This is a genomic window from Aminobacter sp. GW821-FHT11F06 (genome assembly GCF_058808215.1).
This window is the reverse complement of sequence record NZ_JBXARL010000003.1, coordinates 138,964-163,042: the sequence shown is the minus strand read 5'-3', so window position 1 is coordinate 163,042 and position 24,079 is coordinate 138,964. Positions and strand designations below refer to the sequence as shown.

The window sequence follows — 24,079 nt, the reverse complement described above, 5'->3', positions numbered from 1 at the left end:
GTCGGCCCGCCATTCCCGGCGGAGTGGCGCAACCAGACAAGAAGGCTGAAGCCGATCCGCTGGCCCCAGGAATTCCCCAAAGTTTCCCTAGAGACAGCATTGCGAAAAAATGCGACTATTTATTCGCGTTTGTCAATATGCGGGATTTCTTGGATGCGTTGTGGAGGACGCGCGCCGTTGACGGTCAACGCGAGCAGGGAGCGAGAAGTTCATTCCGTGAATCGCAGTCTCAACTGGAAGACCAAGACAGCGCTCAAGCCGCGCAAGCAGCCGCGCCAGGAACGGTCGAGCAAGGTGGTCGACAGGATCCTCGACGCCACCCTGACCCTGACCAGGGAACAAGGGACCAAGACACCGACGACGCTTGCCATCGCGCAGCGCGCCGGCTTGTCCGTCGGTTCCGTCTATCAGTACTTCCCCAACAAGGAAGCCATCCTTCTCGATCTCGCCCGGCGCTGGCTCGCAGCCTTTCCCGAGGTGATCGCAAGGCGCATCGACGCCCCTCGCCCCACCAACCGCGACGCGTTCCAGCAGGAAGTCGACAAGCTGTTCGTCGACACTTCAAGGCTTTATCTCGACAACGCCAATCTGATGCCGGTCATCGAAGCCATCACCGGCAACCCCGATCTCAGGCCCATCCAGAACGAATACGACGAACAGATCATCGCCCTCTACGCCGCCTGGCTGCAGCACGTAAACCCGGCACTTCCAGCCGAAGTCGCGAGCCGGCTGGGCGTCGTCATGATGGAGGTCGGCCACGTCTGCCGGCTTGTCGGTCTCAAACGGGACCGCAAGGCGTTCGATCTCATCCAGGACGACGTCAAGACCATGTGGCTCGCCCTTGTCGCCCCCTATCTCGACCTCACCTAACGCCAGAAAGGATTTTCATGAAAACAGTCTTTTCGCCGCTCCACGCCGGCCACAGCGGCCAGATGGAACTTGTAGCGGGTGCCATCGTGCCCGGCTTCGAGAAGCCCTCGCGGGCCGAGATCATCAAGGCGCGGATCGAAAATCAAAAGCTGGGGGATATCCTGGCGCCCGACGTGCATGACCTCGCCGCCGCCAAGCGCGTCCACACCGCCGACTACATCGACTTCCTGCCGACAGTCTGGCCGCAGTGGGAGGCCGCCGGCAAGTCGGGCTCGGCCATCCCCTTCGCCTGGCCGACGCGCGGCCTGCGCGGCGACGTGCGCCCGCGCAACATCGAGGCCTTGCTGGGTTATTATTCCTTCGACGGCGGCGCGAGCTTCGTCAAAGGCACGTGGGATGCCATCAAGTCGTCCTATGATGTGGCGTTGACCGCAGCCCAACTGGTCAAGGCCGGCGAGCGCAGCGCCTTCGCGCTCTGCCGCCCGCCCGGCCACCATGCCGGTGCCGCTTTCATGGGCGGCTATTGCTACATCAACAACGCCGCCGTCGCCGTCCAATGGTTCCGCGACCAAGGCGCCAAGCGCGTCGCTGTGCTCGACGTCGACTATCACCACGGCAACGGCACCCAGGAAATCTTCTACGCCCGCCCCGACATCCAGGTCATCAACCTGCACGGCGACCCGATGACCGAGTATCCGTTCTTCCTCGGCCATGCCGACGAGCGCGGTTCAGGCGCAGGCGAAGGCTTCAACCTCAACTACCCGATGCCCTTCGGCACCTCGTGGGAGAAGTGGAACGAAGCGCTAGAGGATGCCTGCGGCAAGCTCGCCGCCTATGCGCCAGACGTCGTTGTCGTCTCGCTCGGCGTCGATACTTTCGAAAAGGATCCGATCAGCCAGTTCAAGCTGACCAGCGCCGACTATCCCAAGATCGGCGCCCGCATCGCCAGGCTTGGCCTGCCGACACTGTTTGTCATGGAAGGCGGCTATGCCGTCGACGAGATCGGCATCAACGCCGTCGGCGTGCTCACCGGGTTCGAGGGACGGTAATCGTCCAGCCCCTTCTCCCCGTCACTATACGGGGAGAAGGTCCCGGCAGGGGGATGAGGGGCAGCGGCAAGGCTACCCGGATATTCGCAAGCTACCGTGCTTGCGGCGCGGCGGCAGCCTTGCGCCGCCCGAACCGCGTCAGCGCATAGGCCAAGGCAAGGCCTGCTACCGCAATGCCAACCGCCAGAAGCGGACGGTACCAGAACCACGCCACAGCGATCGTCGCGGTCCCCACCAGCAGCGCCAGCACGAAGGCGACGAGCCCGGTGCCCATGCGCACGATGCTGCCGACGAACGGGATCACATCGGCCAATACGCCAAGCGGTGCGAGCAGCAATCCGAAGCCAATGGCCAGCAAAAGCAGGCAACCGGCGCGCACCAGCCAGGTGATGATGGTGTTGGCGCTCACCGCATTGGCGAACATCTTTTCGGCCGGCACCTTGCCACTATCGACCAGCAGCAATTCATCGCCGGCAACCGTCTGGTAGGGCGAAAACCTGTCGCCGCTCTGCTGGCCGATGACGCTGATGTCGCCGAGCGGCACCAGCCTGTAGCCGATGCGATAGTCGCCGATCACCGGTGAGGTCGGATTGGCGCCCAGGAATATCCGCCCGTCGACGACGCTGATGCGTTCCGTGCCGGAATGGGCGCCCTGGATATCCGAAAGCTGGCTCGGTGTTATGGTCAGCACCTGGGCATCGCCGATGCGGTCGAGCACCGGCTTGTCCAGCATGAACGCGCCCAGCCTGCCCTCGGGGACCTGGAACGACCTGGAAGCGATCTCCATCGACGGGTTCTGGTGATCCGCCGGCTGCTTGAACTCGGACGATGAGATCGGCCTGTCCCGCCACTCCTTGGCGTAGCTGTAGGTGGTGACGGTCTCTTCGCCACCGCCCAGCTTGGTGGTCGTCTCCGACTTGGAGTTTTCCACCCACTGATACATCTCGACATTGCGCAACAGCCGCACGCCTTCTGTCGAGATCGCGAAATCCGGGTCGTTGAGCCCTTCCGACGTGCTCATGGCTCCACTGGTGTGGATGAGTTTGCCCTCATTGGCGGCATTGATCGCATCGGACGGCACCGACACCACGGCACCCGCACCCTCGGCCAAGGAGCGCGCCGTTGTCACCGCCCGGCCCTCGTTCCAGAACAGCACCGCCACCATGGCAGCGACAAGGATCAGGCCGACCAGCACGCTGCCGACCGCGCGCTTGATCCGCCCGAACCATGACATGCTGGTCACTTCACGAATTTGCTCGTTCATTGCATTCCCCTGCCCGTAGCGGACGCAGCGTTAAGCCCATTGCATCAGCCGATCAATGGCGATTCTCGCGAAGCTTTCGCCAAGGTTTCCGCAGCGTTTCTGCTCGCCTTGAGTCTGTCGAAGGACTCTGAATTAACTTTTTGTCAATTATGTTTGCGGAGCGATTCGCGAGCGGTTAGATTAACCACGAATCAGCCGGTCCTCGGGGGGCGCGGCGAACCACCAACTCTCTGAAATGCCGGGAATTTTCCTGGCGGAGAGCGCGTCAGGTTTCGCGCGACCAGTACGGATTCGGCCGATGGATGCCCCAGGCGTCCGCGTCGCGTTTTTTAACGTCAAAGTCATGGATATTTCGACCGGATCGGGCCGCCGCCCAACTCCGGTTCCCAAATGGATTCCGGCAGAAATTTTGAGATGACCGCCCTCGCAGCCCGCAACGAATACACGACCGTCGCAGCAAGGCTCGCATCACGCAGCGATCTCACCGCTTTCTTCATGAACCTGACCGACGAGATCGGCGCCGACGGCTACATGCTCGTCGCCATCGCCCAGGACCAGGAGCGCGACAACCTCCAGATCATCGCCTCGAACTGGATCTACGACGCCATCCAACTCGCCGGCCACGCCCTCATCGCCGGCCTCGCCCAAGGCCCGTTTGCCAGCGCCCCGGGCGTCCGCCCGCAGAGCCTCATCGCCTCGCAAGCGCCGGGTGTCTTGGGCGGCGAGGAAGCCCGCCTGCTCGACATACTCGGCCATGCCGAAATCTTCGCCCTGCGCCTGCATGTCGGCCGCCAGCGCCTGTTCGTGTTGTTTTCGGCATCGGCGGCCGGCCGCATCGACCCGGCTGTGATGCCGCGTACGCAGCTCGAATGCTGTTATGCGCTGTCGCAAGCGCCGAGCATCCTGGCAGCGGCGACGATGCAGGACCCGTTGTCCGACCGCGAGCGCGAATGCCTGTTTTGGGTTTCCGAAGGCAAGACCACCGACGAGGTCGCGCTGATCCTCGGTGTGTCGTCCAACACCGTCAACTCCTACATCACCCATGCGATCCAGAAACTGTCGGCCTCCAATCGCGCCATGGCGATTGCGACCGCGATCAGGAGCGGCATCATTTGAGCTACGCCCAGGCAAAGCAGCTAGGCCGCGCGTCCCACTGCCAGCAGGACGTCTCGTCCGCCAGCCACGCGGCTGCAATCGGCATGCCCGCGGTAACCCTTGCCGATGCCGCCAAGCGCTGCCGCTGGATTGCCATCGATCTCGGCGCCCGCGATTTCGCGCTTTGCCTTGCCGGTTCGTCCGCCGACAGCAGCCGGCTCACGCCATGCTTTGATTCCGACTACCCCAGCACCATGTCCGCCGCGCGTTTGCTTGGCGGCGGCATCGGCGAGCATCTGATGCGCCATGCGCGCCAGTCGACCGCGCCATGCTGGTGGGCGGATAGTGCTGTCGCCGAGCAAATTTTCTCGGAACTTCCCTGGACCAGCCGCATCGAGCCGCTCGCACAGAGCGGCCGCGGCATTGCCTTCCCAGTCTACACCGACCGCGGCCAAGTCGGCCTTTTCATCTTCGCTGGTCCCGAGCTTTCACCCAACCCGCAATCGCTGCACGACCTGCATGGCCGCTGTTTTCAGCTGTTTGATGCGGTGGCACGCATCAACGCCACCCAGTCTCGCGAAATGCCAGCGATGTCGCGCCGCGAGATCGAATGCCTGAAGCTGACCTCGCGCGGCTACACCAGCGAAGAGATCGCCAAGCTGCTCAAGCTTTCGGTCCACACCGCCAATCAATACCTTACCCAGACGACGCAGAAGCTCAACGCCGTCAACCGCATGCATGCGGTCGCCAAGGCGTTGCGTCTCGGGTTGATCGACTAAGTCGCTTCCCTTCAGGCGGCTTCGGCCTGTGGCCGCCTGAGCATCGCGTGCTGGATGGCGGTCGCGAGATATTCGGTGTTCTTCTCGGGCTCGGCATCGGGCTTTTCGAAGGAGACGTAGTGCACCTCGACCGAGGCATTGTTGGCCGTCATCGACAGCTGGAAATAGACCACCGCCCCTTCGGGCCTGAGCTCGAGGTCGAGCACGATGCGCGGCGCGCCCGTCCAGCTGACATGCGCCTCACCGCCCAGCCCCAGGCGCAGCGCGCCTGGCATGAAATAGAGTTCCGCCGCTGAATCGACGAGATCCGCCACATTGGCGAAATGCTCCATGCGAATGAAGGCGATGTAGTCGGCAAGGTCGACGAGGCGCAATTCGCGCACCACCGGCTGGATGGCCGTTGCGACAAGGACTTCACGGGACGAAGCATGCGGCTGATTTTTCATGACTGATTGCGCTGAGCCCTGTTTCCGTAAACGATCCGCACCAGTTCGGCGACGGCCTGATAGAACTGTGATGGAATGATACTATCCACCGAAACTTGCTTGTACATGGAGCGGGCTAGAGCCACGTCTTCGAATACTGGAATTCCGTTCTGCTCGGCGATCTCGCGGATCTTCAGCGCCACCAGGTCTTGCCCCTTGGCGAGCACGACCGGGGCCGCATCCTGATCGCGGACATAGCGCAGCGCGATGGCGAAATGGGTCGGGTTGGCGATCACCAGCGTTGCTTTCGGCACCGCAGTCAGCATGCGCTGGCGAGCGCGGTCGCGCGCGATGGAGCGCAGGCGCGACTTGACGATCGGATCGCCTTCCGACTGCTTCATCTCGTCCTTGACCTCTTGCTTGGTCATGCGCTGTTCCTGGAACCAGTGGAAGCGCGACCACACGATGTCGGCGACGCCGATCACCCCCATGACGAAGACGATCGCCACCAGGATATCGACGGAGATGTCGCGGATGACGCTTGTGAAGGCCACAGGATTGGTGATCATGCCGGCAAGCAGCCGCCGATGATCGTCCGACAGGACGAAGTACAGCACGATCATGACGAAGCAGAGCTTGGCCAGCGACTTCAGGAATTCGGCGAAACCCTGCGCGCCGAACATGCGTGTCCAGCCCTTGGCCAGCGAGATGCGCGAAGCTTGCGGACGGATGCGTTCGCCAACGAACTGCGGAATGTTCTGGACCAGCGATGCGCCGAGGCCGGCCACAATAAGCAACATGAACAGGCTGGCGACAGCCCGCCCGACCTCGACAGCGACAGCCTGGTAGAGTTCGATCACGTCGCGTTCGGTACCGAGCGGCCAGGCTTCCGGCTTTTCGAGGAAATTCGACAAGAAGACGCCGAGTTCAGCCACCGAATTGCTGGCAAAGAACACGGCGTAGACCATGATCGCCAGAAACGAAGTGAAGATCGCGACTTCCTTGGAGACCGGCAGTTTGCCTTTCTCCATCGTGTCGCGGATTTTCTTCTCTGTCGGCTCTTCTGTTTTGGAGTCTTTGTCTTCGTCCGACATCGCTCAGCTGACCCGTGCGGACGGGATCAGGCGGCTTCTTGCGACGATGGCAGTTCGAGGAGACCCTCGTTCGCCATGCGCAAAGCCGTGGAGGCAATGGTCTTGCGGGCGCGCAGGATGTCGGCCGGCTGGATGCCTTCCGATCCCTGGCTGAGTTCGGATTCGATCATGCGGCGCGAGCGCGCGCCGATCGACGACAACACAGCTTCGGCAAGCGGCAAGGCTGTGCCGCGCAGCGCGATCGTAAGCAGTTCAGTCGACAGGCCGTCGAACAATGCGACACGCGCCTTCTGCGTCATCATCGGAACATCATCGAACGAGAACAGGCGGGCACGGATGGCGTCGAGATCGGCCATACCGACCTCGCGGAGGTCGTTCATCACTTCTTCGAGCTGCGACTTGTCGAGTTCGTTGAGCACGCTGGCAACGCGGGTCTGCCCCGCTGAGGTATCCTTTTGGGCGCTTTCGGTCAGAACACGGGTGCGGATCTGGTTTTCGACCAGCCTGGTCGCGGCTTCCGGCACCGTCGCCAGTTCCATCATCCGCTTGATGATTTCGCTGCGCACCGGCTTTTCCATCGTCAGCACCACCTTGGCGGCATAATTCGGCGCGAGGTTGGAAAGGATCATCGCCGACGTCTGCGGATGCTCATTGGCAAGGAAGGCGCCGATCTGCGCGGCTTCAAGCTTCTCGAGCTGCGGCCACACCGGAGGCGTGGTGTCCTTCTTGGCCATGGGCTCACCGTTGCCCATCAGCGCGCTCATCTCCTCAGGCGACAACGACTCGTTGAGGATCGTGTCCATCTTGTCGGCCGAATCGAGCAGGCCCGCACCTTCGGTGAACTCGGCCTCGAACTCGGCGACGATCCGTTCGAGATCGGCCTGCGGAATGGTGCGCAAAAGCCGCGCGCCTTCGATAAGCGCCTTGAGCTCGTCTTGCTTGAAGAACTTGAGCAGCCGGCTTGCCGACGGCTTGCCCATCGCCACCAGTATGGCCGCCGCCTTCTGCGGCCGCGTCAGCGTCGCCAGCGTCGTCATGCGCAAGCCTTTCGAAAAGCAAGGGAAAGCACGTTCAAAGTCCTCAAGCGGTCTTGGCCGCAGCAACGATTTCGGTCAGGCGGATGCCGAAGCGCGACGGATCGCTTTCGAGCACCGTGATTTCGCCGCGCGCGATCCGGCGTCCATTGACCACCACGTCGACCGGCTCGCCGATGCGGCGGTCGAGTGCAATGGTCGAGCCCTTCTGCAGCGACATCAGATCAGACACCGGCATTTCGGTGCTGCCGAGCACGATCTGCACCTCGACCGGAATGTCGAGGATGACGCTGTTGCCGACGCCCGACGGACGAGCTGCGGCACCAGGGCGCTTTTCTTCTTCGCTCAGAACGCCGCGCAGCTCTTCGATGGCGCGGTTGAGCTGGTCGTCCTCGACTTCGACTTCGGGCTTTTCGACCTCGGGCTTGGGCTGCGCCTTGCTCATCGGTGTTCTCCGGTTGTGTCGTTCGCGGTGGCAGGCATTGCTTGACAGCGCCTCAACCCGCAACGATCCCTTCAATTATTTCTTCGGTGGCGTCGAACGGACGCCTGATGCGTACGGTGTAGTTCTGGCCGAGCTTGCCGAACTCGCAGGCAAACAGCGTCTTGCCGCGCGCGGCGATGATGGCATTGGACTGGGTGTTCTCGGCCAGTTCGATGACCTGCCCGACCACAAGCCCGCTCAGGTCACCGAGCGTCATGCGCCCGATCGGCATTGATGCTTCGAGCCGCACGGTCGAACGCATCAGCTCGTCGGAAAAACGCGACCGCCATTCGGTGGTCGGGATCGCCTCGGCTTCCTTCTCGGCCTGTGTGCGGCGATCTTCGATCAGCACGCGCTGCGGCAGGGTCAGCACCAGCAGGCCGCGCGACACCGCAGTCGAGATCGACAGCGTGATGCGGGCGGAAGGCCCGTCGCGGAACACATGCTTCTTCATGACGGTGCCGGTCATCGCCTCGGGCACCGGCAGCTTGACGCCGACTCCGCCATCCGGGCCTTGCATGTTCATGGCGCGCGCCACGTCCTGGAAAATCAATGTCGCAACGCTGGTCTCGATCGACGACAACTCGCGCTCGATCGGCGCAACCTCTCGGCTCGGATCGCCGCCGAACATGATATGCACCAGGATCGCGAGCGCCTGCGGATCGAGCGTCATCACCAGCCCGTCCGGAGACGTCTGGGTCATCGCGACCGTCATGACCTGGTTGCTTTTGCCCGCCTTGGCGTCGGCCATGCGGGCAAGCTTGACTTCGACCACCTCGACGAAGACCTGCTCCGGCAGCACTTCGCTCAGGTATTTGGCGATCAAAGGTGACGAGCGCTCCGCCAGGCGGCGGGCAGCCGAATGCACCTTGGCCGGCTCGCCGGTGTCGCCCAAAAGGCGCTCGATCACGATGTCGCGTGGTTCCGCCGGGCTTGCGGTGGTGTTCATGGCTTGCGATGCCCTTTGTCAGCGTCCCGCATTGCTCAGGCCGCCTTCTTTTCGGAAATGCCGGTGTTCAGCGTGCTCTGCTCCACCGCGTCGATCGACGGGCGATCATAAGACGAGATCGTCTTGCGCCCGAACTCGATCGCCACCTGCGGCAGAGAGCCGTTCATGTAGGCAAGCAGCGTCTGCTTCACGACGATGTAGAGGCGGTTCTTCTTTTCGCGCACCGTCTTGATCTTTGTGGCGATCGGGTTGACCACCGCGTAGGACAAGAAGATGCCGAGGAAGGTACCGACAAGAGCCGCACCGATCAGTCCGCCGAGAATCTCGGGCGACTGGTCGAGCGCGCCCATCGCCTTGACCACACCGAGCACGGCGGCAACGATGCCGAGCGCCGGCAGGCCGTCGCCGACCGCGACCAGCGCGTGATAGGACTTCAGCTTGTCGGCGCGGATGGTCTGGATTTCCTCGTCCATCAGCGCTTCGATCTCGTGCGAACGGGCGTTGCCGATGATGATGATGCGGCAATAATCGCAGATGAAATGCGTCAGGTCGTAGTTTTTCAGCACGGTCGGGAAGGCCTGGAAGATCGCCGAATCGTCTGGATTGTCGATATGCGCCTCGACTTCCGAACGCGTCTTGGTGCGCAGCTCGCGCATCAGCGAATGCAGCACGCCCAGCGTCTCAAGATAGTCCTGCTCTTTCGGCACCGCCTGCTTGAAGGCCTCCATGATGCCCCTGCCGGTGTCCTTGACGGTGGTCATCGGGTTGGCCACCAGGAAGGTGCCTAGGGCAGCCCCGCCGATGATGACGAGCTCCCAGGGCTGCATCAGCACGTTTAGATGTCCGCCCATCGCCATGAAGCCGCCCAGCACGCAGCCCAGCGTCACGACGAGTCCGATCAGAATGCCCACAGGCAGGTCCTTCCGCATTCAAAGCACTTATGCGGACACAGATAGCTTGCGTGCCTTGTGTGAGGCTTGAAGGAGCGCGGTAAAATGATTCAGCCTCGCGCAAGCATTTGAGCGTAGCCTTCCCCGACTATCCTGCGGCGGAAGGGCTATTGTCATGCTCAATACCTATACAAGCTATCACCTGATTGCGAAGGACATCGGCAAGGCAATCGACCGTGTCGAGTCCCAGCCCACCGTCGAGCGCGAGACCGAATATTATCTGAAGAACATCAAGAACGTGAAATCGATCGACGAGTTCGTCAAGAACGACCGTCTGTTCAAATACGCCATGAAGGCGCACGGTCTCCAGGACATGGCTTACGCCAAGGCGTTCATGGTCAAGGCGCTGAAGGAAGGCATCACCAGCAAGGACAGCTTCGCCAACAAGCTGACCGACAAGCGCTACGCCGAATTCGTCAAGAGCTTCAACTTCGCCGAGCTCGGCCCGCAGGCCACCACCTACAACAAGGCCCAGCAGGGCGCTGTCTCGCAATATCTGATCAAGGTGGAGCTCGGCGGCGGCGATCCCAAATCGGAAGCCGTCCAGAAAGAGGTCAAGTACTACCTCGACAACATCGTCAAGGTGAAGTCCTCCAAGGATCTTCTGGACGACGCCAGGCTGTACACCTTCGCCATGACATCCTTCGGCATCGAATCTTCGATCCCCAACAAGGAGATGATGGAGAAGGTCCTGGCTGGTGGCGTTCGCGATCCCAACAGCTACGCCAACCAGATGACGAACAAGAACTACGCCGCCTTCGCCAGCACGTACAATTTCGAGGCCAATGGCGAGACTGCCACCACCACCAATCCCTCCCAGAGGCCGGCCGTCGACAAGTTCATGCGCCAGACGCTGGAGGAAAATGCCGGCAAGGACAATGAAGGCGTGCGCCTGGCGCTCTATTTCGAGCGCAAGGCATCGACCATCACCAGCTTCTACGAGGTGCTTGCCGACCCCGCCCTCGCCAAGGTCCTGCGCACGGCGCTGGCTTTGCCCGAATCCTTCGCTGGTGCCAACATCGACCGGCAGGTCGCGTTGTTTGAGAGCAAGCTCAAGGTCGAGGACTTCTCCGATCCCAAGAAGCTCGGCGAATTCATGAAGCGCTTCACCAGCCTTTGGGAAATCAACAACCCCAGCTCACCGGTACAGGCCTCCGTCGGCGTGCTTTTCGGCGGGTCGCCAGCCGCCGGCGTGTCGACCGACCTGCTGTTTGCCATGCAGAAGCTGAGGTTCTGAGGACATTATGCAAAACAGTCTTTACGTCGCGCTTTCCGCCCAGGTCGCACTCGAAAAACGTCTCAATACCATCGCCGACAACGTCGCCAACGCGTCCACCGTCGGCTTCCGCGCCACCGGCGTGAAATTCGAGGACGTGGTCTCCGGTCTCGGCCCGAAGTCGGTGTCCTTCACCTCGCCGGGCGACACCTATCTCTCGACCCAGCATGGCGGCATGCGCGAAACCGGCAACCCGTTCGACTTTTCCATCCGCGGCGACGCCTGGTTCGGCATCGACACGCCCGCCGGGGTGGTGATGACGCGCGATGGCCGCTTCTCCATGACCCCGGACGGCCAGCTCGTCTCCGTCGAGGGCCACCCGGTACTCGACGCCGGCGGCGCGCCGATTCAGCTCGACCCGCGTGCCGGCCCCCCGACGGCCGGTGCCGACGGCGCGCTGCGCCAGGGTGACCGTCTGATCGGCGCCATTGGCCTCTATGAGTTCGACCCCGGCACCAATTTTGTCCGCTACGGCAATTCGGGCGTCGTGCCGCCGACACCACCCCAACCGGTCGTCGACCGCATGAACGCCGGCGTCGTCCAGGGTTTTGTCGAAGAGTCCAACGTCAATCCGATCAAGGAGATGACCAAGCTCATCATGGTGCAGCGTGCCTTCGAAAACACCGCCGCCCTGATACGCCAGAACGAAGCCTCGTTCTCCGACGCCATCAAGACGCTCGGCTCGAAATAAGTGAGCACGTCCCTGACCGCCATCCGCAGCGAGCCTCAGCCGGTCCACGACAACCGGCTCGAGGCTCTGGAGCGTATCCAGCATCGCTTCACTGACGACCGCCTGCTGGTCAGGCGTGGCGGACAGGTGACAGAAATCGCGCCCACCCACTACAAGGTCGGCGGACTGTCCGCGAGCGCGCGGCTCGGCGACATCGTCGAGCATCGCGGCCATGGTCGCAACCGCCGTGGCGAAATCGTCCAGATCAGCCGCGACGAAGTGCTGGTCGCCCCCTATGAGAGCAGCGCGGAGGTCGGTGTCGGCGATGCCGTCTTCACCCGTGGGCCTATTGCGATTACCCCGCATCCGAGCTGGCGCGGCCGCGCCATCGACGCCCTTGGAAGGCCGATCGACGGCGGCGCGCCGCTGATCCGCAACGCCAAGCAGGACGCCGCCGAATCCGTGCCGCCGGCAGCGCTGGCCCGCCAGCGCGTCGAAACCGGCTTCATGACCGGTGTCCGCGTCATCGACATCTTCACCCCGCTGTGCCTCGGCCAGCGCATGGGCATCTTCGCCGGCTCCGGCGTCGGCAAGTCGACGCTGCTTGCCATGCTCGCCGGCGCCGATGCCTTCGACACTGTCGTCGTCGCCCTGATCGGCGAGCGTGGCCGCGAGGTGCGCGAATTCCTCGAAGACACAATCGGTGCGGCCTCCATGGCCAAGACCGTCGCCGTCGTTGCCACCTCCGACGAGAGCGCGATGATGCGCCGCCGTGCACCCGACACCGCCATGCGCGTCGCCGAGCATTTCCGCGACCGTGGCGACCGCGTCCTCCTGGTGCTGGATTCGATCACCCGCTTTGCCCACGCGCTGCGCGAAGTCGCCATCGGTGCCGGCGAACCGCCGGTCGCGCGCGGCTATCCCGCGTCCGTCTTCACCGATCTGCCCAAGCTGCTCGAGCGCGCCGGCCCCGGCATGGAAGGCACCGGCTCAATCACAGCGATCATCTCGGTGCTCGTCGATGGCGACGACCATAACGATCCGGTCGCCGATTCCGTCCGCGGCATCCTCGATGGCCACGTCGTGCTCGACCGCTCGATTGCCGAACAGGGCCGCTATCCGCCGGTCAATCCACTCTCCTCGATCTCGCGCCTGGCCGGCAAGGCCTGGACTCCAGAACAGCGCCAGCTTGTCAGCAAGCTCAAGGCGATGATCTCGCGTTTCGAAGACACGCGCGACATCCGCCTGCTCGGCGCCTACCAGGCCGGCGCCGATCCCGAGCTCGATCTCGCGGTGCGTCAGGTTCCGGTGATCTACGAGGCGCTCGGTCAGTCGCCCGCCGATGGGCCTTCGCTCGATCCGTTCTCCGATCTCGCACGTCATCTGAAAGCCAAGGATAGAGCCAATGTTCAGGCGGAATGACCCGGCGCGCGAACTGCTTGATATCATCGACGCCAAGGGCAAGCCGCCTTCGCTGTTCCAGCGTCTGCGCCTGCCCGCCAGGAGCAAGGCGCCGGCGCCCAAATTCAAGCCCAGGCGGCGCGACCGCAGCAGCGACTTCATCATTGCTGGCCTCGGCATCGCGCTCGGGCTCACCTGTGCACTGTTTCCCTGGTACATCTTCTTCAACCAGGAGAAATTCGGCGTCCGCGCGATGAAATTCTCCGGCGGTGGCCAGAACCAGCAGCCGATCCCGCTGGGCCTGGGCCAACAGGTCGAGCGCGTTGGCGCGCCGATGTCGGTCGAAGACATTCCGCCGATGAAGCTCGACCTGTTCGCCACCGGCTCGCTACGCCCCGACAAGGACGATGCAGTCGGTGTTCCCGGCGTCGCCGAACAGCCCTTCCCCGGACCCAAGATCGAATTCAAGCTCGTTCATGTCGCCAACGGCCGAGCCATGATCCAAGACGACGCCGGCGTCTGGATCGTCCAGCGCGGCTCGCCGCTGCCCGACTCGAGCCGTGTCGCCTCGATCGAACAGCGCGACGGCAAATGGGTTCTCGTCACCTCGCGCGAAGAGGTATTCCAGGTCACGCGCTGAGCTGGTTTTGCCAAAGGGCCGCCGCGCAAGGCCCGCGCAAGACTGAGGCAATAGTGTTTGGAAATCTGCTCGGAGATTTCCATGGACCCCGTCAACCTGTTCGATCTGGCCGCCCAGCAGGCACGCTGGCTTTCGGTGCGCCAGAATGCCATCGCTGGTAACGTCGCCAACGCCAACACGCCCGGCTATCGGACCAACGACATCGAGCCGTTCGAGCGCGTGCTTGACCGTTCGCGCGTCGCTTTGACCTCGACCCAGACGGGACATCTCTCCGGCGGCGCTACCCAGGCCGGCTTCGCCGTCAAGCCCGAAGAACCCAAGCACGCGGTCCTGCCATCCGACAATACGGTGGCGGTCGAAGACGAGCTCATGAAAGCCGGCGAAGTCCGCCGCTCGTTCGAGCTCAACACGGCCATCGTCAAAGCCTTCCACCGCATGATCATGCTCAGCACAAAGGCCTGACAGGGATGGATCCGCTCGTTTCAGCACTCAAGGTCGCGGGCTCCGGTCTCGGAGCCCAGTCCGAACGCCTTCGCATCGTTTCGGAAAACCTTGCCAACGCCCAGTCGACCGGCAACACGCCCGGCGCCGACCCCTATCGCCGCAAGACCATCAGCTTCGCCGCCGAACTCGACCGGGCGACCGGCGGCTCGACCGTCGAGATCGCCGCGATCGGCCACGACCAGTCTGCTTTTCCGCTGGAATTCCAGCCCGGCAACGAAGCCGCCGACGCCAGCGGTTTCGTCAAGATGCCCAACGTCAATGTCATCATCGAAATGGCCGACATGACCGAGGCCAACCGTTCTTATGAAGCCAACCTGCAGGTCATCAAGCAGGCGCGCGATCTTATTTCCATGACCATTGATCTTATGAGGGGCCAGTAATGATCGGCAGCATCAGTCCAATCGGCACGCAACTACTGAGCAAGCCGACCAGCGTCGTGCCCGAGGCTGGCTCAGCCGCAGCTGGCGGCGTCGGCTCGTCCTTCGCGGCAGCCCTTGCGGACGCCGCCGCACAGACCAGGGCCACCCTGCACAAGGCAGAGCAGCTCTCGCTTTCCGGCCTTCAGGGCAAGGCTGATACCCGTGAGGTTGTCGACGCGGTGATGAGTGCCGAGCAGGCGCTGCAGGCGGCCGTTGCCATCCGCGACAAGATCGTCACGGCATATCTCGAAGTCAGCCGCATGGGCATCTGAGGAACATCCCGATGAAAGCGCTAGCCATTGCCGCCACGGGCATGAATGCCCAGCAGACCAATCTCGAGGTGATCGCGAACAACATCGCGAACATCAACACCACCGGCTACAAGCGCGCCCGCGCCGAATTCTCCGATCTGCTCTACCAGGTCGACCGTCTGCAGGGCGTGCCCAACCGCGCCAATTCGGCGATCGTGCCGGAAGGCGTCAGCATCGGCCTCGGAGTCAAGACGGCAGCCGTCCGCAACGTCCACATCCAGGGCGGCCTGACCAGCACCACCAACGAGTTCGACCTCGCACTGTCTGGCAAGGGCTGGTTCCAGATCGAAGGTGCCGACGGCCAGACGCTCTACACCCGCGCCGGTTCGTTCAACAAGAACGCCACCGGCCAGCTGGTCACCGTCGACGGCTTCAACGTCGTGCCGGCGATCACCGTGCCGCAGGATGCGGTCGAGGTCATAGTCAACAATTCCGGCCAGGTCTTCGCCCGGCTCGACGGCCAGGCAGCGCTCCAGCCGCTCGGCCAGCTGACGCTCGCCAACTTCGCCAACGAGGCCGGCCTGATGCCGCTCGGCGACAATCTGTTCCAGGAAACCGAAGCTTCAGGTGCCGCCAATGTCGGCATCCCCGGCGATCCCGGCTACGCCACGATCAAGCAGGGCTACTTGGAAAACTCCAACGTCGACCCGGTCAAGGAAATCACCGAGCTGATCTCGGCGCAGCGCGCCTACGAGATGAATTCCAAGGTCATCCAGGCGGCCGATGAAATGGCCGCTGTCGTTTCCAAGAATATCCGGTGAGCATCATGCGGCGACGGAACGCCCTCCTCCATATCCGCACGGCGGTCTTCGCGTTCGCCATGCTTGGCGGCGCAGCGATGGCTGCCGAGCAGGAGGTCGTGCTCGTTCCCAACCGCGTCATCTACCCCGGCGAGGCGATCGCCTTGTCCGCGCTCAAGGAAGTCACGCTCAAGCCGGGCAAGGTTCGCCCCGACGCGGTCGCGACGCTTGCCAACGAACTCGACGGCAGGGTCGCCAAGCGCACGCTGCTGCCCGGCCGCTATATTCCCGTCAATGCGCTGCGCGAGGCCTGGCTGGTCGACCGCGGCGCCTCCGTCCAGGTCGTCTTCGCTGCGGGCGCTCTCTTGATCTCGGCCGCCGGCGTCACGCTCGAACCAGGTGCTGCCGGCGACGTCGTCAAGGTCCGCAACATAGACAGCGGCAAGGTCCTCAGCGGCACGGTCATGGCCGACGGCTCGATCCACGTGGGTGCCATATGATCCGCAGACTGTTGCTGGCGGCAGTCGCCGTTTTCGGCCTCCAGAGCGCTTACGCCGACGGCCCCGAAGGCGTTCCGGCGTCCGAGCTGGCCGCGCGTGGCGGCGATGGTGCCTTTGGTGGCGGTGACGGCGGACGTCAGACCACGCTCAACAGCGGCGGCGCGCATCTCATCAATGTCCGCATCAAGGATGTCGCCTCGCTGCAGGAATCCCGCGACAACCAGCTTGTCGGCTACGGCCTCGTCATCGGCCTGCCGGGCACCGGCGACAGCCTGCGCAACTCGCCCTTCACCGAACAGTCGATCCGCGCCATGCTCGAAAATCTCGGCATCGCCTCGGAGGACGGCCGCCTGCGCGTCAAGAATGTCGCCGCGGTGGTTGTCACAGCCAACATGCCGGCCTTTGTCCAGTCGGGCGCCCGCATCGACGTCAACGTCTCCTCGCTCGGCGATGCCACGGCGATTTCAGGCGGCACGCTGGTAATGACACCGCTCAAGGCGCCCGACGGCGAAATCTATGCGGTTGCCCAAGGGTCGGTTCTGGTCGGCGGCTTCGCCGCCCAGGGCGCCGCCGAGAAGCTGATCCAGGGCGTGCCCACAGCGGGCCGCGTTCCCAACGGCGCTATCGTCGAGCGCGAGGTCAAGGCCCGCTTCGGCGACGAGAACGTTCTGACGCTGCAGCTCTTCAACCCCGATTTCTCGACGGCGGTCCGCATCGCCGACGCCGTCAACGACTACGCCCGCCACCGTTTCGGCAAGCGTGTGGCCGGCGAGCAGGACTCGCGCACCGTCGTCATCCGCAAGCCAGAGGGTGTGTCGACCGCGCGCTTTTATGCCGAACTCGAAAACCTGATGGTCATGTCCGACACCCCGGCCCGGGTCGTCGTCGACGAACGCACCGGCACCATCGTCATCGGCAACGAGGTCAAGATCTCGCGCGTCGCCATCAGCCACGGCACGCTCACCGTGCGCATCACCGAGCAGCCGCGCATCGTCCAGCCCGAGCCGTTCTCTCGCGGCCAGACCGCCGTCGAGGACTCGACCGTCATCGAGACCGAACGCCCGGACTCGAAACTGGCCATGCTCGACGGCCCCGATTTGCAGACGCTGGTCGCCGGTCTCAACCGCCTCGGCGTCAAGCCGGACGGCATCATCGCAATCCTCCAGGGCATCAAGTCGGCAGGCGCGCTGCAAGCCGACCTGGTGGTTCAGTAAGCCATGGCCATGACATCAAGCCAGTTTCAGATGTTCCCCCGCCAGGCATTGGCTGCAGCCTCATTTGCGGTCATGCTTGCCGGTGCCGGCTCGGCCTATGCCGCAGGCACCGCCACCGTCCAGGGCACCCCCACGCAGGTCCTGCCGCGCCAGATCCTGCCGCTGGTGTCAAACGAGCACACCGCGACAATCACACCGCCCACCATCGAGCCGAGCGAAGTCGAGCGTTTCTGCTCCAACATCGCCGACGCCGCCCGCGACCGCCGCTATGCGCTCCAGGCCGAAGAGCTGAAGAAGCTTCAGGCGGAAGTCGACAAGCGCATCGCGCTGCTCGAGGAGCGCCGCTCAGAATATGAGACCTGGCTCAAGCGCCGCGAGCTCTTTCTCGCCCGCGCCGAAGAAGGCGTCGTCCAGATCTATTCGCGCATGAAGCCCGATGCCGCCGCTGAGCGCCTGGCCGTCATGAATGTCGACCTCGCCGCCGCCATCCTGATGAAACTCGACGCGCGCAAGTCCAGCGTCATCCTCAACGAGATGGAAAGCAAGTCGGCCGCCGAGCTCACCCGCATCATGGCAAGCGCATCCCGCCGGGAAGACCCAACATGACAAGAAAAGCCCTCCTCGCGGCCATGCTCGCAAGCCTCGCCGGCTGCGCCGCCAACCTCAAGGAAATCAACAAGGAGCCGACGATGTCGGCCGTTGGTTCCGGCATCGAGGACGGCAGCTCGTCGATGTACCGCTACCCTGAATCGCCGACAGCCCCGCCCAAGCGTTTCTCGCTGTGGCAGGACAAGCAGAGCCGCATGTTCACCGACCCGCGCGCGCTCCAGCCCGGCGACATCCTGACCGTCAGGATCGAGATCGACGACAAGGCGCGTTTCAAGAACGAGTCCGAGCGCCAGCGCACGTCCAATCGCAAGATCGGTCTCGGCTTGAATGCGGAATGGGACGGAGCCAGCAGCGGCGGTTCGGCCGATGCGAACATCGATTCCAAGACCAAGTTCACAGGCGACGGCGCCACCGCCCGCTCCGAAAAGCTCAATTTGCTCGTCGCCGCCGTCGTCACAGACGTGCTGCCCAACGGCAACATGATGATCAGGGGCTCGCAGGAGGTCCGCGTCAACGCCGAGCTGCGCGTGCTGACCATCGCCGGCATCGTTCGCCCGACCGACATTGGGCCGCACAACACCGTTCCCTACGAGCGCATCGCCGAAGCCCGCATCTCCTATGGCGGCCGTGGCCGCATCTCCGAGGTCCAGCAGCCGCCCTACGGCCAGCAGTTCCTCGACCAGGTCCTCCCCTTCTAGGTCGGTCATGTCAGCAGTAGAACAGCCCCCCGCAGCAAAACCCGGCCCGTCACTGGTCATCCAGGTCGGCATCCTGCTGATGATGACCTCGGCGGCCATCGGCATGGGCTGGCTGTCCGGCGGCTACCTCAAGGGCGAAGCCAAGCCGGCCGAACAGGTGGCGGCTGAGACGGCCAAACCGCATGCGCCCGCCAAGGACGGCAGCGATCCGGCAGCTGCCGGCACGTTGGTGCAGCTGCCCACCATCACCGCGAACCTTGCCGCGCCCGACACCATGTGGGTGCGGCTTGAGGTCTCGCTGGTGCTCGACGCGCCGCAGCCGCCCGACCTCGCCGAACGCGTCCATCAGGACCTGCTCGCCTTCGTGCGCACGCTGAGGATCCATCAGGTCCAGGGCGCCAGCGCTTTCCGCCATCTCAAGACCGACCTCGACGAACGCGCCGCCATCCGCAGCGACGGTCACGTCAAGGAAGTGCTGATCAGAACGTTGCTGTTTGAATGAAAAAACTCCTGGTCACCGCAGCCATCCTCGCGGGCACCGCCCTGCCTGCAAGCGCGCAGCAGCTCGACCTGAGCGCGCTGGGCAATACCGACGGCGCCACCATCGGCTACATCATCCAGATGTTCGGCCTGCTGACCGTCTTGTCGGTCGCGCCGGGCCTGCTGATCATGGTGACGAGCTTCACCCGCTTCATCATCGCGTTTTCGATCCTGCGCACCGGCATCGGCCTGCAGTCGACGCCCGCCAACCTGATCCTCATTTCGCTGTCGCTGTTCATGACCTTCTACGTCATGGCGCCGACCTTCGATCAGGCCTGGAGCAACGGCGTCAAGCCGCTGATGGACAACAAGATCACCCAGACCGAAGCCGTCGAGCGCATTGCCGATCCGTTCCGCACCTTCATGATGCGCAACGTCCGCGACAAGGACTTCAACCTGTTCGCCGATCTCGCCCGCGAACGCGGCCAGACCGTGTCCGAAGACAAGGTCGACCTGCGCATCCTGGTTCCGGCCTTCATGATCTCGGAGATCCGCCGCGGCTTCGAGATCGGCTTCCTGATCGTCCTGCCCTTCCTCGTCATCGACCTGATCGTTGCCACCATCACCATGGCCATGGGCATGATGATGCTGCCGCCCACGGTGGTGTCGCTGCCATTCAAGATATTGTTCTTCGTGCTCATCGACGGCTGGAACCTGCTCGTCGGCTCGCTGGTACGATCATTCACCTAGATCACCGCGCGTCCGATCCGAGCGCGCAAAGAGGCACGATCCCGCAAACGCCCGCCATCGCGGGCGTTTGCGTATTCGCGACACACTATTTCAAGAGAAATCAGCAGGTTAATGCGCATTAACCATACTGCTTAGACCTTTGGTAGGAACTATCCGCCAGGTTGCCCGGCATGGCGGGTGACCTTCCCAAGAAGCGCTCATTGGCATGATGCCTCTCCGCCATACCGGCCGATCCGGTATGTCCCTGTACCATTCGCATTTTTAGGGGCGTTATTCCCATGTCCAGCATCAACACCAATGCGTCGGCAATGACCGCGCTGCAGACCCTTGCTGCAACCAACAAGAACCTCGCCACCACCCAGTCGCGCATTGCAACCGGCTTCCGCGTCGGCGAAGCGTCCGACAACGCCGCTTACTGGTCGATCGCCACCACCATGCGCTCGGACAACAAGGCCAATTCGGTCGTGCAGGACGCGCTCGGCCTCGGCGCTGGCAAGGTCGATACCGCCTACACCGCGATGAACAAGTCGCTCGAAGTCGTCGACAAGATCAAGGAAAAGGTGCTGCTGGCCAAGACCGCCGGCACCGAGGACCGCAAGAAGATCCAGAGCGAAATCGCTACCTATCAGGCGCAGCTCAAGGACAACATCGCCGGCGCCAACTATGCCGGTTCGAACCTGCTCAGGACCGGCTCGGCCGCAGCCGATCCGACCAGCCTCAGCGTCATCACGTCCTACAACCGCGATTCCACCGGCAAGGTTACGACCGGCACGATCGACGTCGGCCTGGGCAACGTTCGCCTGATAAATACTGTCGCAGCTACCAAAGACGGCATTCTTGACAAGGAAACCGCAACGACCGGCGCTGGCGCCGTCACCGTCTCGGTCCTGACCTTGGACGTCACCGCGGCGAGCCTCGACGGTACTGACTTCGACAATCTCTTGACCAACGTCGAAAAGGCACTCAGCTCGATGGCGACCGGCGCTGCCGAACTCGGTGCTGCCAAGTCGCGCATCGACATGCAGAAGGACTTCGTGTCCAAGCTGAGCGACTCGATCGACCGCGGCGTCGGCACGCTCGTTGACGCTGACATGAACAAGGAATCGACCCGTCTGCAGGCCCTTCAGGTTCAGCAGCAGCTCGGTATCCAGGCTCTGTCGATCGCCAACTCCAACACCCAGTCGATCACGTCGCTCTTCCGCGGCTAATAACCGTCACTGGCACTACGAAGATTGGGCCGCGCCTTGTGCGCGGCCCGTTTGCGTTTTTACGCTTTGCCGACCCCGCCCTCATAGGCGGCAACAAATCCGAAAGAAATCAGCAGGTTAACGCGAATTAACCATACCGCTTAGACCTTTGGTAGGAACTATCCGCCAGATTGCCCGGCATGGCGGGTGACCTTCGTTGAAGCGCTCATTGGCATGATGCCTCTCCGCCATACCGGCCGATCCGGTATGTCCCTGTACCATTCGCATTTTTAGGGGCGTTATTCCCATGTCCAGCATCAACACCAATGCGTCGGCAATGACCGCGCTGCAGACCCTTGCTGCAACCAACAAGAACCTCGCCACCACCCAGTCGCGCATTGCAACCGGCTTCCGCGTCGGCGAAGCGTCCGACAACGCCGCTTACTGGTCGATCGCCACCACCATGCGCTCGGACAACAAGGCCAATTCGGTCGTGCAGGACGCGCTCGGCCTCGGCGCCGGCAAGGTCGATACCGCCTACACCGCGATGAACAAGGCGATCGAAGTCGTCGACAAGATCAAGGAAAAGGTGCTGCTGGCCAAGACCGCCGGCACCGAGGACCGCGCCAAGATCCAGGCTGAAATCGCCACCTACCAGGCGCAGCTCAAGGACAACATCAACGGCGCCAACTATGCTGGTTCGAACCTGCTCAAGACCGATTCGGGCAGCACGACCGCGACGAAGCTCAGCGTCATCTCATCGTACAATCGTGATTCAGCTGGCGCGGTTACGACTGGCACCGTCGACGTCGACTTCAGCAAGACCCGCCTGATCGACGTGGCTGGAACGCCGACCGGTCTCCTGGATGTTGCCGGCGCCGCTTCGACCAAGTCGATCCTCAACCTCTCCGTTTCGACTCTCACAGGCGTGACCGGCGCGACCGAATCGGCGCAGTTCGACAACCTGATGACCGACATCGAAAAGGCTCTCGGCTCGATGGCGACCGGCGCTGCCGAACTCGGTGCTGCCAAGTCGCGCATCGACATGCAGAAGGACTTCGTGTCCAAGCTGAGCGACTCGATCGACCGCGGCGTCGGCACGCTCGTTGACGCTGACATGAACAAGGAATCGACCCGTCTGCAGGCCCTTCAGGTTCAGCAGCAGCTCGGTATCCAGGCTCTGTCGATCGCCAACTCCAACACCCAGTCGATCACGTCGCTCTTCCGCGGCTAATCGGACGTCGACGAAGATCAGCTTTGATCTTCGGAATAGCAGCTAAGAGCCGTCTCAGGCACTTTCCGCAAGAACGGGCCGCACCCCAAAGGTGCGGCCCGATTTCGTTTTTGCAACACCGCACGCCCCATGAGACGAGCCTGGCGCAAGCCACCTTCCGCATAGGTACCCCCCTGCGTCACCGGGCCGATCAAACTCGCCTTCGCTTGACGCGCTTAATCCGCTGTTAACCATGAACATCTAGTTATGGTTAACCAATTGCCATGCGGTTCGACTGCGACAGGCGCAACGAACTGCATCCGCTACCGGTCCACAGCCGCACTCAGCGGCGCGGTTTTGACAGAGGGGGCTTTATCGATGTCCAGTATTATGACCAACGCTTCGGCGATGACGGCACTCCAGAGCCTCAGCGCCACCAACAAGGCGCTGCAGACCACGCAGGCACGCATTTCGACCGGCTTCCGCGTCGCCGAGGCATCTGACAACGCCGCATACTGGTCGATCGCAACGACCATGCGCTCCGACAACAACGTCAACTCGGTGGTGCAGGATTCGCTCGGCCTCGGCAGCGGCAAGGTTGATACTGCCTACACTGCCATGAACAACGCCCTCACCGTCGTCGACAAGATCAAGAAGAACCTGGTGCTGGCTAAGAATGCTGGCCCTGAGGACCGGGCCAAGATCCAGAGCGAGATCAATACGTATGTCGACCAGCTCAAGGATAGCATCAGCGGCGCCAACTACGCCGGTACCAATCTGCTCAAGACCGATTCTTCGAAGGATACGGCTAATCCTACGGGCACCCCTCCCGTTGCCGAAAGCAACTTCTTCAGCATCATCTCGTCCTATAACCGCAATGCGAGCGGCGCTGTTTCGACCGGCACCATCGATATTGCGCTGACGAACATTCGGCTGATCGACACCAACACTGGGACATCGGACGGCATCCTCGACAAGAAGGGGCATGCATCCGACATCTCCATCTTCAACATCAATGTGACCGACCTGACTGGCGTGAAAGCCCGTGACGCCGCGGACGCCGTCATCGCCGCCCCGACCGAGTCGCAGCAATTCGATGCCCTGCTGACCGATGTCGAAAAGGCGCTTGCCAGCATGGCGGATGCCGCCTCCGAACTCGGCGCCTCCAAGTCGCGCATCGACATGCAGAAGGATTTCACATCCAAGCTGATGGACTCCATCGACCGTGGTGTCGGCCAGCTCGTTGATGCCGACATGAACAAGGAATCGACCCGTCTGCAGGCGCTTCAGGTCCAGCAGCAGCTCGGCATCCAGGCTCTGTCGATTGCCAACTCGAACTCGCAAAGCATCCTGGCGCTGTTCAAGGGCTGATCTACGCCCTGTTGGTCTCATTCAAATTGCCATGGGCCGCGCATCGCGCGGCCCAAATCATTTTCGCACAAGCTTCGAGGTCTAGGGTCTGCCGGATAGTTTT

28 protein-coding genes are annotated in these 24,079 nt (G+C 62.8%); 21 read left to right on the top strand and 7 right to left on the bottom strand.

Features of this window, described 5'->3' with window-relative positions; translation table 11 throughout:
- Positions 1-216: 216 nt before the first annotated feature.
- Positions 217-870: a TetR/AcrR family transcriptional regulator gene (locus tag AC1RTB_RS08735; RefSeq protein WP_492877900.1), complete on the top strand. Its 654-nt coding sequence runs from the start codon at positions 217-219 to the stop codon at positions 868-870.
- Positions 871-887: 17 nt separating this feature from the next.
- Complete coding sequence (locus tag AC1RTB_RS08730) at positions 888-1,919, top strand: histone deacetylase family protein (protein ID WP_492877901.1); 1,032 nt, start codon at positions 888-890, stop codon at positions 1,917-1,919.
- 91 nt (positions 1,920-2,010) lie between these two features.
- On the opposite strand, the gene AC1RTB_RS08725 is transcribed toward AC1RTB_RS08730, so the two are convergent.
- The gene (locus AC1RTB_RS08725; protein ID WP_492877903.1) at positions 2,011-3,183 is read right to left on the bottom strand and encodes a TMEM43 family protein; all 1,173 of its coding nucleotides are present in this window, start codon (positions 3,181-3,183) and stop codon (positions 2,011-2,013) included.
- A gap of 414 nt (positions 3,184-3,597) precedes the next feature.
- On the opposite strand from AC1RTB_RS08725, the gene AC1RTB_RS08720 reads away from it, so the two are divergent.
- Together AC1RTB_RS08720 and AC1RTB_RS08715 are read left to right on the top strand one after the other, a co-directional pair.
- A complete protein-coding gene (locus AC1RTB_RS08720; RefSeq protein WP_492877906.1) occupies positions 3,598-4,299 on the top strand; it encodes a helix-turn-helix transcriptional regulator in 702 nt (233 codons plus the stop codon).
- Entirely contained in the window at positions 4,296-5,057 is a 762-nt protein-coding gene (locus AC1RTB_RS08715; protein ID WP_492877908.1) for a helix-turn-helix transcriptional regulator, read from the top strand. Before AC1RTB_RS08720 ends, AC1RTB_RS08715 begins: the two co-directional genes overlap by 4 nt.
- A gap of 11 nt (positions 5,058-5,068) precedes the next feature.
- Here AC1RTB_RS08715 and AC1RTB_RS08710 read toward each other — a convergent pair whose 3' ends face one another.
- Genes AC1RTB_RS08710 through motA form a run of 6 tightly spaced genes read right to left on the bottom strand, consistent with a single transcriptional unit; the run spans position 5,069 to position 9,954 of the window.
- Entirely contained in the window at positions 5,069-5,503 is a 435-nt protein-coding gene (locus AC1RTB_RS08710) for a BspJ family T4SS effector nucleomodulin (RefSeq protein WP_492877910.1), read from the bottom strand.
- Entirely contained in the window at positions 5,500-6,576 is a 1,077-nt protein-coding gene (flhB, locus tag AC1RTB_RS08705; RefSeq protein WP_492877913.1) for a flagellar biosynthesis protein FlhB, read from the bottom strand. Before flhB ends, AC1RTB_RS08710 begins: the two co-directional genes overlap by 4 nt.
- A 26-nt stretch (positions 6,577-6,602) precedes the next feature.
- Positions 6,603-7,613 (bottom strand): flagellar motor switch protein FliG, encoded by a 1,011-nt coding sequence (locus AC1RTB_RS08700; RefSeq protein WP_492877915.1) that lies wholly within the window; start codon positions 7,611-7,613, stop codon positions 6,603-6,605.
- A 43-nt stretch (positions 7,614-7,656) separates the two neighbouring features.
- Positions 7,657-8,055 (bottom strand): flagellar motor switch protein FliN, encoded by a 399-nt coding sequence (gene fliN / locus AC1RTB_RS08695; RefSeq protein ID WP_492877916.1) that lies wholly within the window; start codon positions 8,053-8,055, stop codon positions 7,657-7,659.
- A 52-nt stretch (positions 8,056-8,107) separates the two neighbouring features.
- Positions 8,108-9,043 carry a FliM/FliN family flagellar motor switch protein gene (locus AC1RTB_RS08690; RefSeq protein WP_492877918.1) on the bottom strand — a complete coding sequence of 312 codons (936 nt, stop codon included), beginning with the start codon at positions 9,041-9,043 and terminating at the stop codon, positions 8,108-8,110.
- 35 nt (positions 9,044-9,078) lie between these two features.
- Entirely contained in the window at positions 9,079-9,954 is an 876-nt protein-coding gene (gene motA / locus AC1RTB_RS08685; RefSeq protein WP_492877920.1) for a flagellar motor stator protein MotA, read from the bottom strand.
- 154 nt (positions 9,955-10,108) lie between these two features.
- Between motA and AC1RTB_RS08680 the strand changes: the two genes are divergently transcribed.
- The 17 genes from AC1RTB_RS08680 to AC1RTB_RS08600 all read left to right on the top strand — a co-directional run bounded on the left by AC1RTB_RS08680 (position 10,109) and on the right by AC1RTB_RS08600 (position 23,976).
- Positions 10,109-11,230 carry a DUF1217 domain-containing protein gene (locus tag AC1RTB_RS08680; protein ID WP_492877922.1) on the top strand — a complete coding sequence of 374 codons (1,122 nt, stop codon included), beginning with the start codon at positions 10,109-10,111 and terminating at the stop codon, positions 11,228-11,230.
- 7 nt (positions 11,231-11,237) lie between these two features.
- Positions 11,238-11,960 (top strand): flagellar basal-body rod protein FlgF, encoded by a 723-nt coding sequence (gene flgF, locus AC1RTB_RS08675; RefSeq protein ID WP_492877924.1) that lies wholly within the window; start codon positions 11,238-11,240, stop codon positions 11,958-11,960.
- Entirely contained in the window at positions 11,961-13,361 is a 1,401-nt protein-coding gene (gene fliI, locus AC1RTB_RS08670; protein ID WP_492877926.1) for a flagellar protein export ATPase FliI, read from the top strand. It abuts the gene before it with no gap.
- Complete coding sequence (locus AC1RTB_RS08665; protein ID WP_492877928.1) at positions 13,345-13,980, top strand: hypothetical protein; 636 nt, start codon at positions 13,345-13,347, stop codon at positions 13,978-13,980. Before fliI ends, AC1RTB_RS08665 begins: the two co-directional genes overlap by 17 nt.
- Positions 13,981-14,061: 81 nt before the next feature.
- Positions 14,062-14,442: a flagellar basal body rod protein FlgB gene (gene flgB / locus AC1RTB_RS08660; protein WP_492877929.1), complete on the top strand. Its 381-nt coding sequence runs from the start codon at positions 14,062-14,064 to the stop codon at positions 14,440-14,442.
- A 5-nt stretch (positions 14,443-14,447) separates the two neighbouring features.
- Positions 14,448-14,864: a flagellar basal body rod protein FlgC gene (gene flgC, locus AC1RTB_RS08655; RefSeq protein WP_492877930.1), complete on the top strand. Its 417-nt coding sequence runs from the start codon at positions 14,448-14,450 to the stop codon at positions 14,862-14,864.
- Complete coding sequence (gene fliE / locus AC1RTB_RS08650) at positions 14,864-15,175, top strand: flagellar hook-basal body complex protein FliE (protein ID WP_492877931.1); 312 nt, start codon at positions 14,864-14,866, stop codon at positions 15,173-15,175. The genes flgC and fliE overlap by 1 nt, the downstream gene beginning before the upstream one ends.
- 11 nt (positions 15,176-15,186) lie before the next feature.
- Positions 15,187-15,975, top strand: coding sequence for a flagellar basal-body rod protein FlgG (flgG, locus tag AC1RTB_RS08645; protein WP_476801639.1), 789 nt, complete (start codon positions 15,187-15,189; stop codon positions 15,973-15,975).
- 59 nt (positions 15,976-16,034) lie between these two features.
- Positions 16,035-16,454: a flagellar basal body P-ring formation chaperone FlgA gene (gene flgA / locus AC1RTB_RS08640; protein ID WP_492878197.1), complete on the top strand. Its 420-nt coding sequence runs from the start codon at positions 16,035-16,037 to the stop codon at positions 16,452-16,454.
- A complete protein-coding gene (locus tag AC1RTB_RS08635) occupies positions 16,451-17,668 on the top strand; it encodes a flagellar basal body P-ring protein FlgI (protein WP_492877933.1) in 1,218 nt (405 codons plus the stop codon). The genes flgA and AC1RTB_RS08635 overlap by 4 nt, the downstream gene beginning before the upstream one ends.
- A 9-nt stretch (positions 17,669-17,677) precedes the next feature.
- Positions 17,678-18,274, top strand: a complete 597-nt coding sequence (locus AC1RTB_RS08630; RefSeq protein WP_492878198.1) for a MotE family protein — start codon at positions 17,678-17,680, stop codon at positions 18,272-18,274.
- A complete protein-coding gene (gene flgH, locus AC1RTB_RS08625; RefSeq protein ID WP_492877934.1) occupies positions 18,271-18,975 on the top strand; it encodes a flagellar basal body L-ring protein FlgH in 705 nt (234 codons plus the stop codon). The genes AC1RTB_RS08630 and flgH overlap by 4 nt, the downstream gene beginning before the upstream one ends.
- 7 nt (positions 18,976-18,982) lie before the next feature.
- The gene (locus AC1RTB_RS08620; protein ID WP_492877936.1) at positions 18,983-19,477 is read left to right on the top strand and encodes a flagellar basal body-associated FliL family protein; all 495 of its coding nucleotides are present in this window, start codon (positions 18,983-18,985) and stop codon (positions 19,475-19,477) included.
- Positions 19,474-20,205, top strand: coding sequence for a flagellar type III secretion system pore protein FliP (gene fliP / locus AC1RTB_RS08615; protein ID WP_492877938.1), 732 nt, complete (start codon positions 19,474-19,476; stop codon positions 20,203-20,205). The genes AC1RTB_RS08620 and fliP overlap by 4 nt, the downstream gene beginning before the upstream one ends.
- A gap of 278 nt (positions 20,206-20,483) precedes the next feature.
- Entirely contained in the window at positions 20,484-21,413 is a 930-nt protein-coding gene (locus AC1RTB_RS08610) for a flagellin N-terminal helical domain-containing protein (RefSeq protein ID WP_492877940.1), read from the top strand.
- 286 nt (positions 21,414-21,699) lie between these two features.
- The gene (locus AC1RTB_RS08605; RefSeq protein ID WP_492877942.1) at positions 21,700-22,626 is read left to right on the top strand and encodes a flagellin N-terminal helical domain-containing protein; all 927 of its coding nucleotides are present in this window, start codon (positions 21,700-21,702) and stop codon (positions 22,624-22,626) included.
- 357 nt (positions 22,627-22,983) lie between these two features.
- A complete protein-coding gene (locus AC1RTB_RS08600; RefSeq protein WP_492877944.1) occupies positions 22,984-23,976 on the top strand; it encodes a flagellin N-terminal helical domain-containing protein in 993 nt (330 codons plus the stop codon).
- The last annotated feature ends 103 nt before the right edge of the window (positions 23,977-24,079 follow it).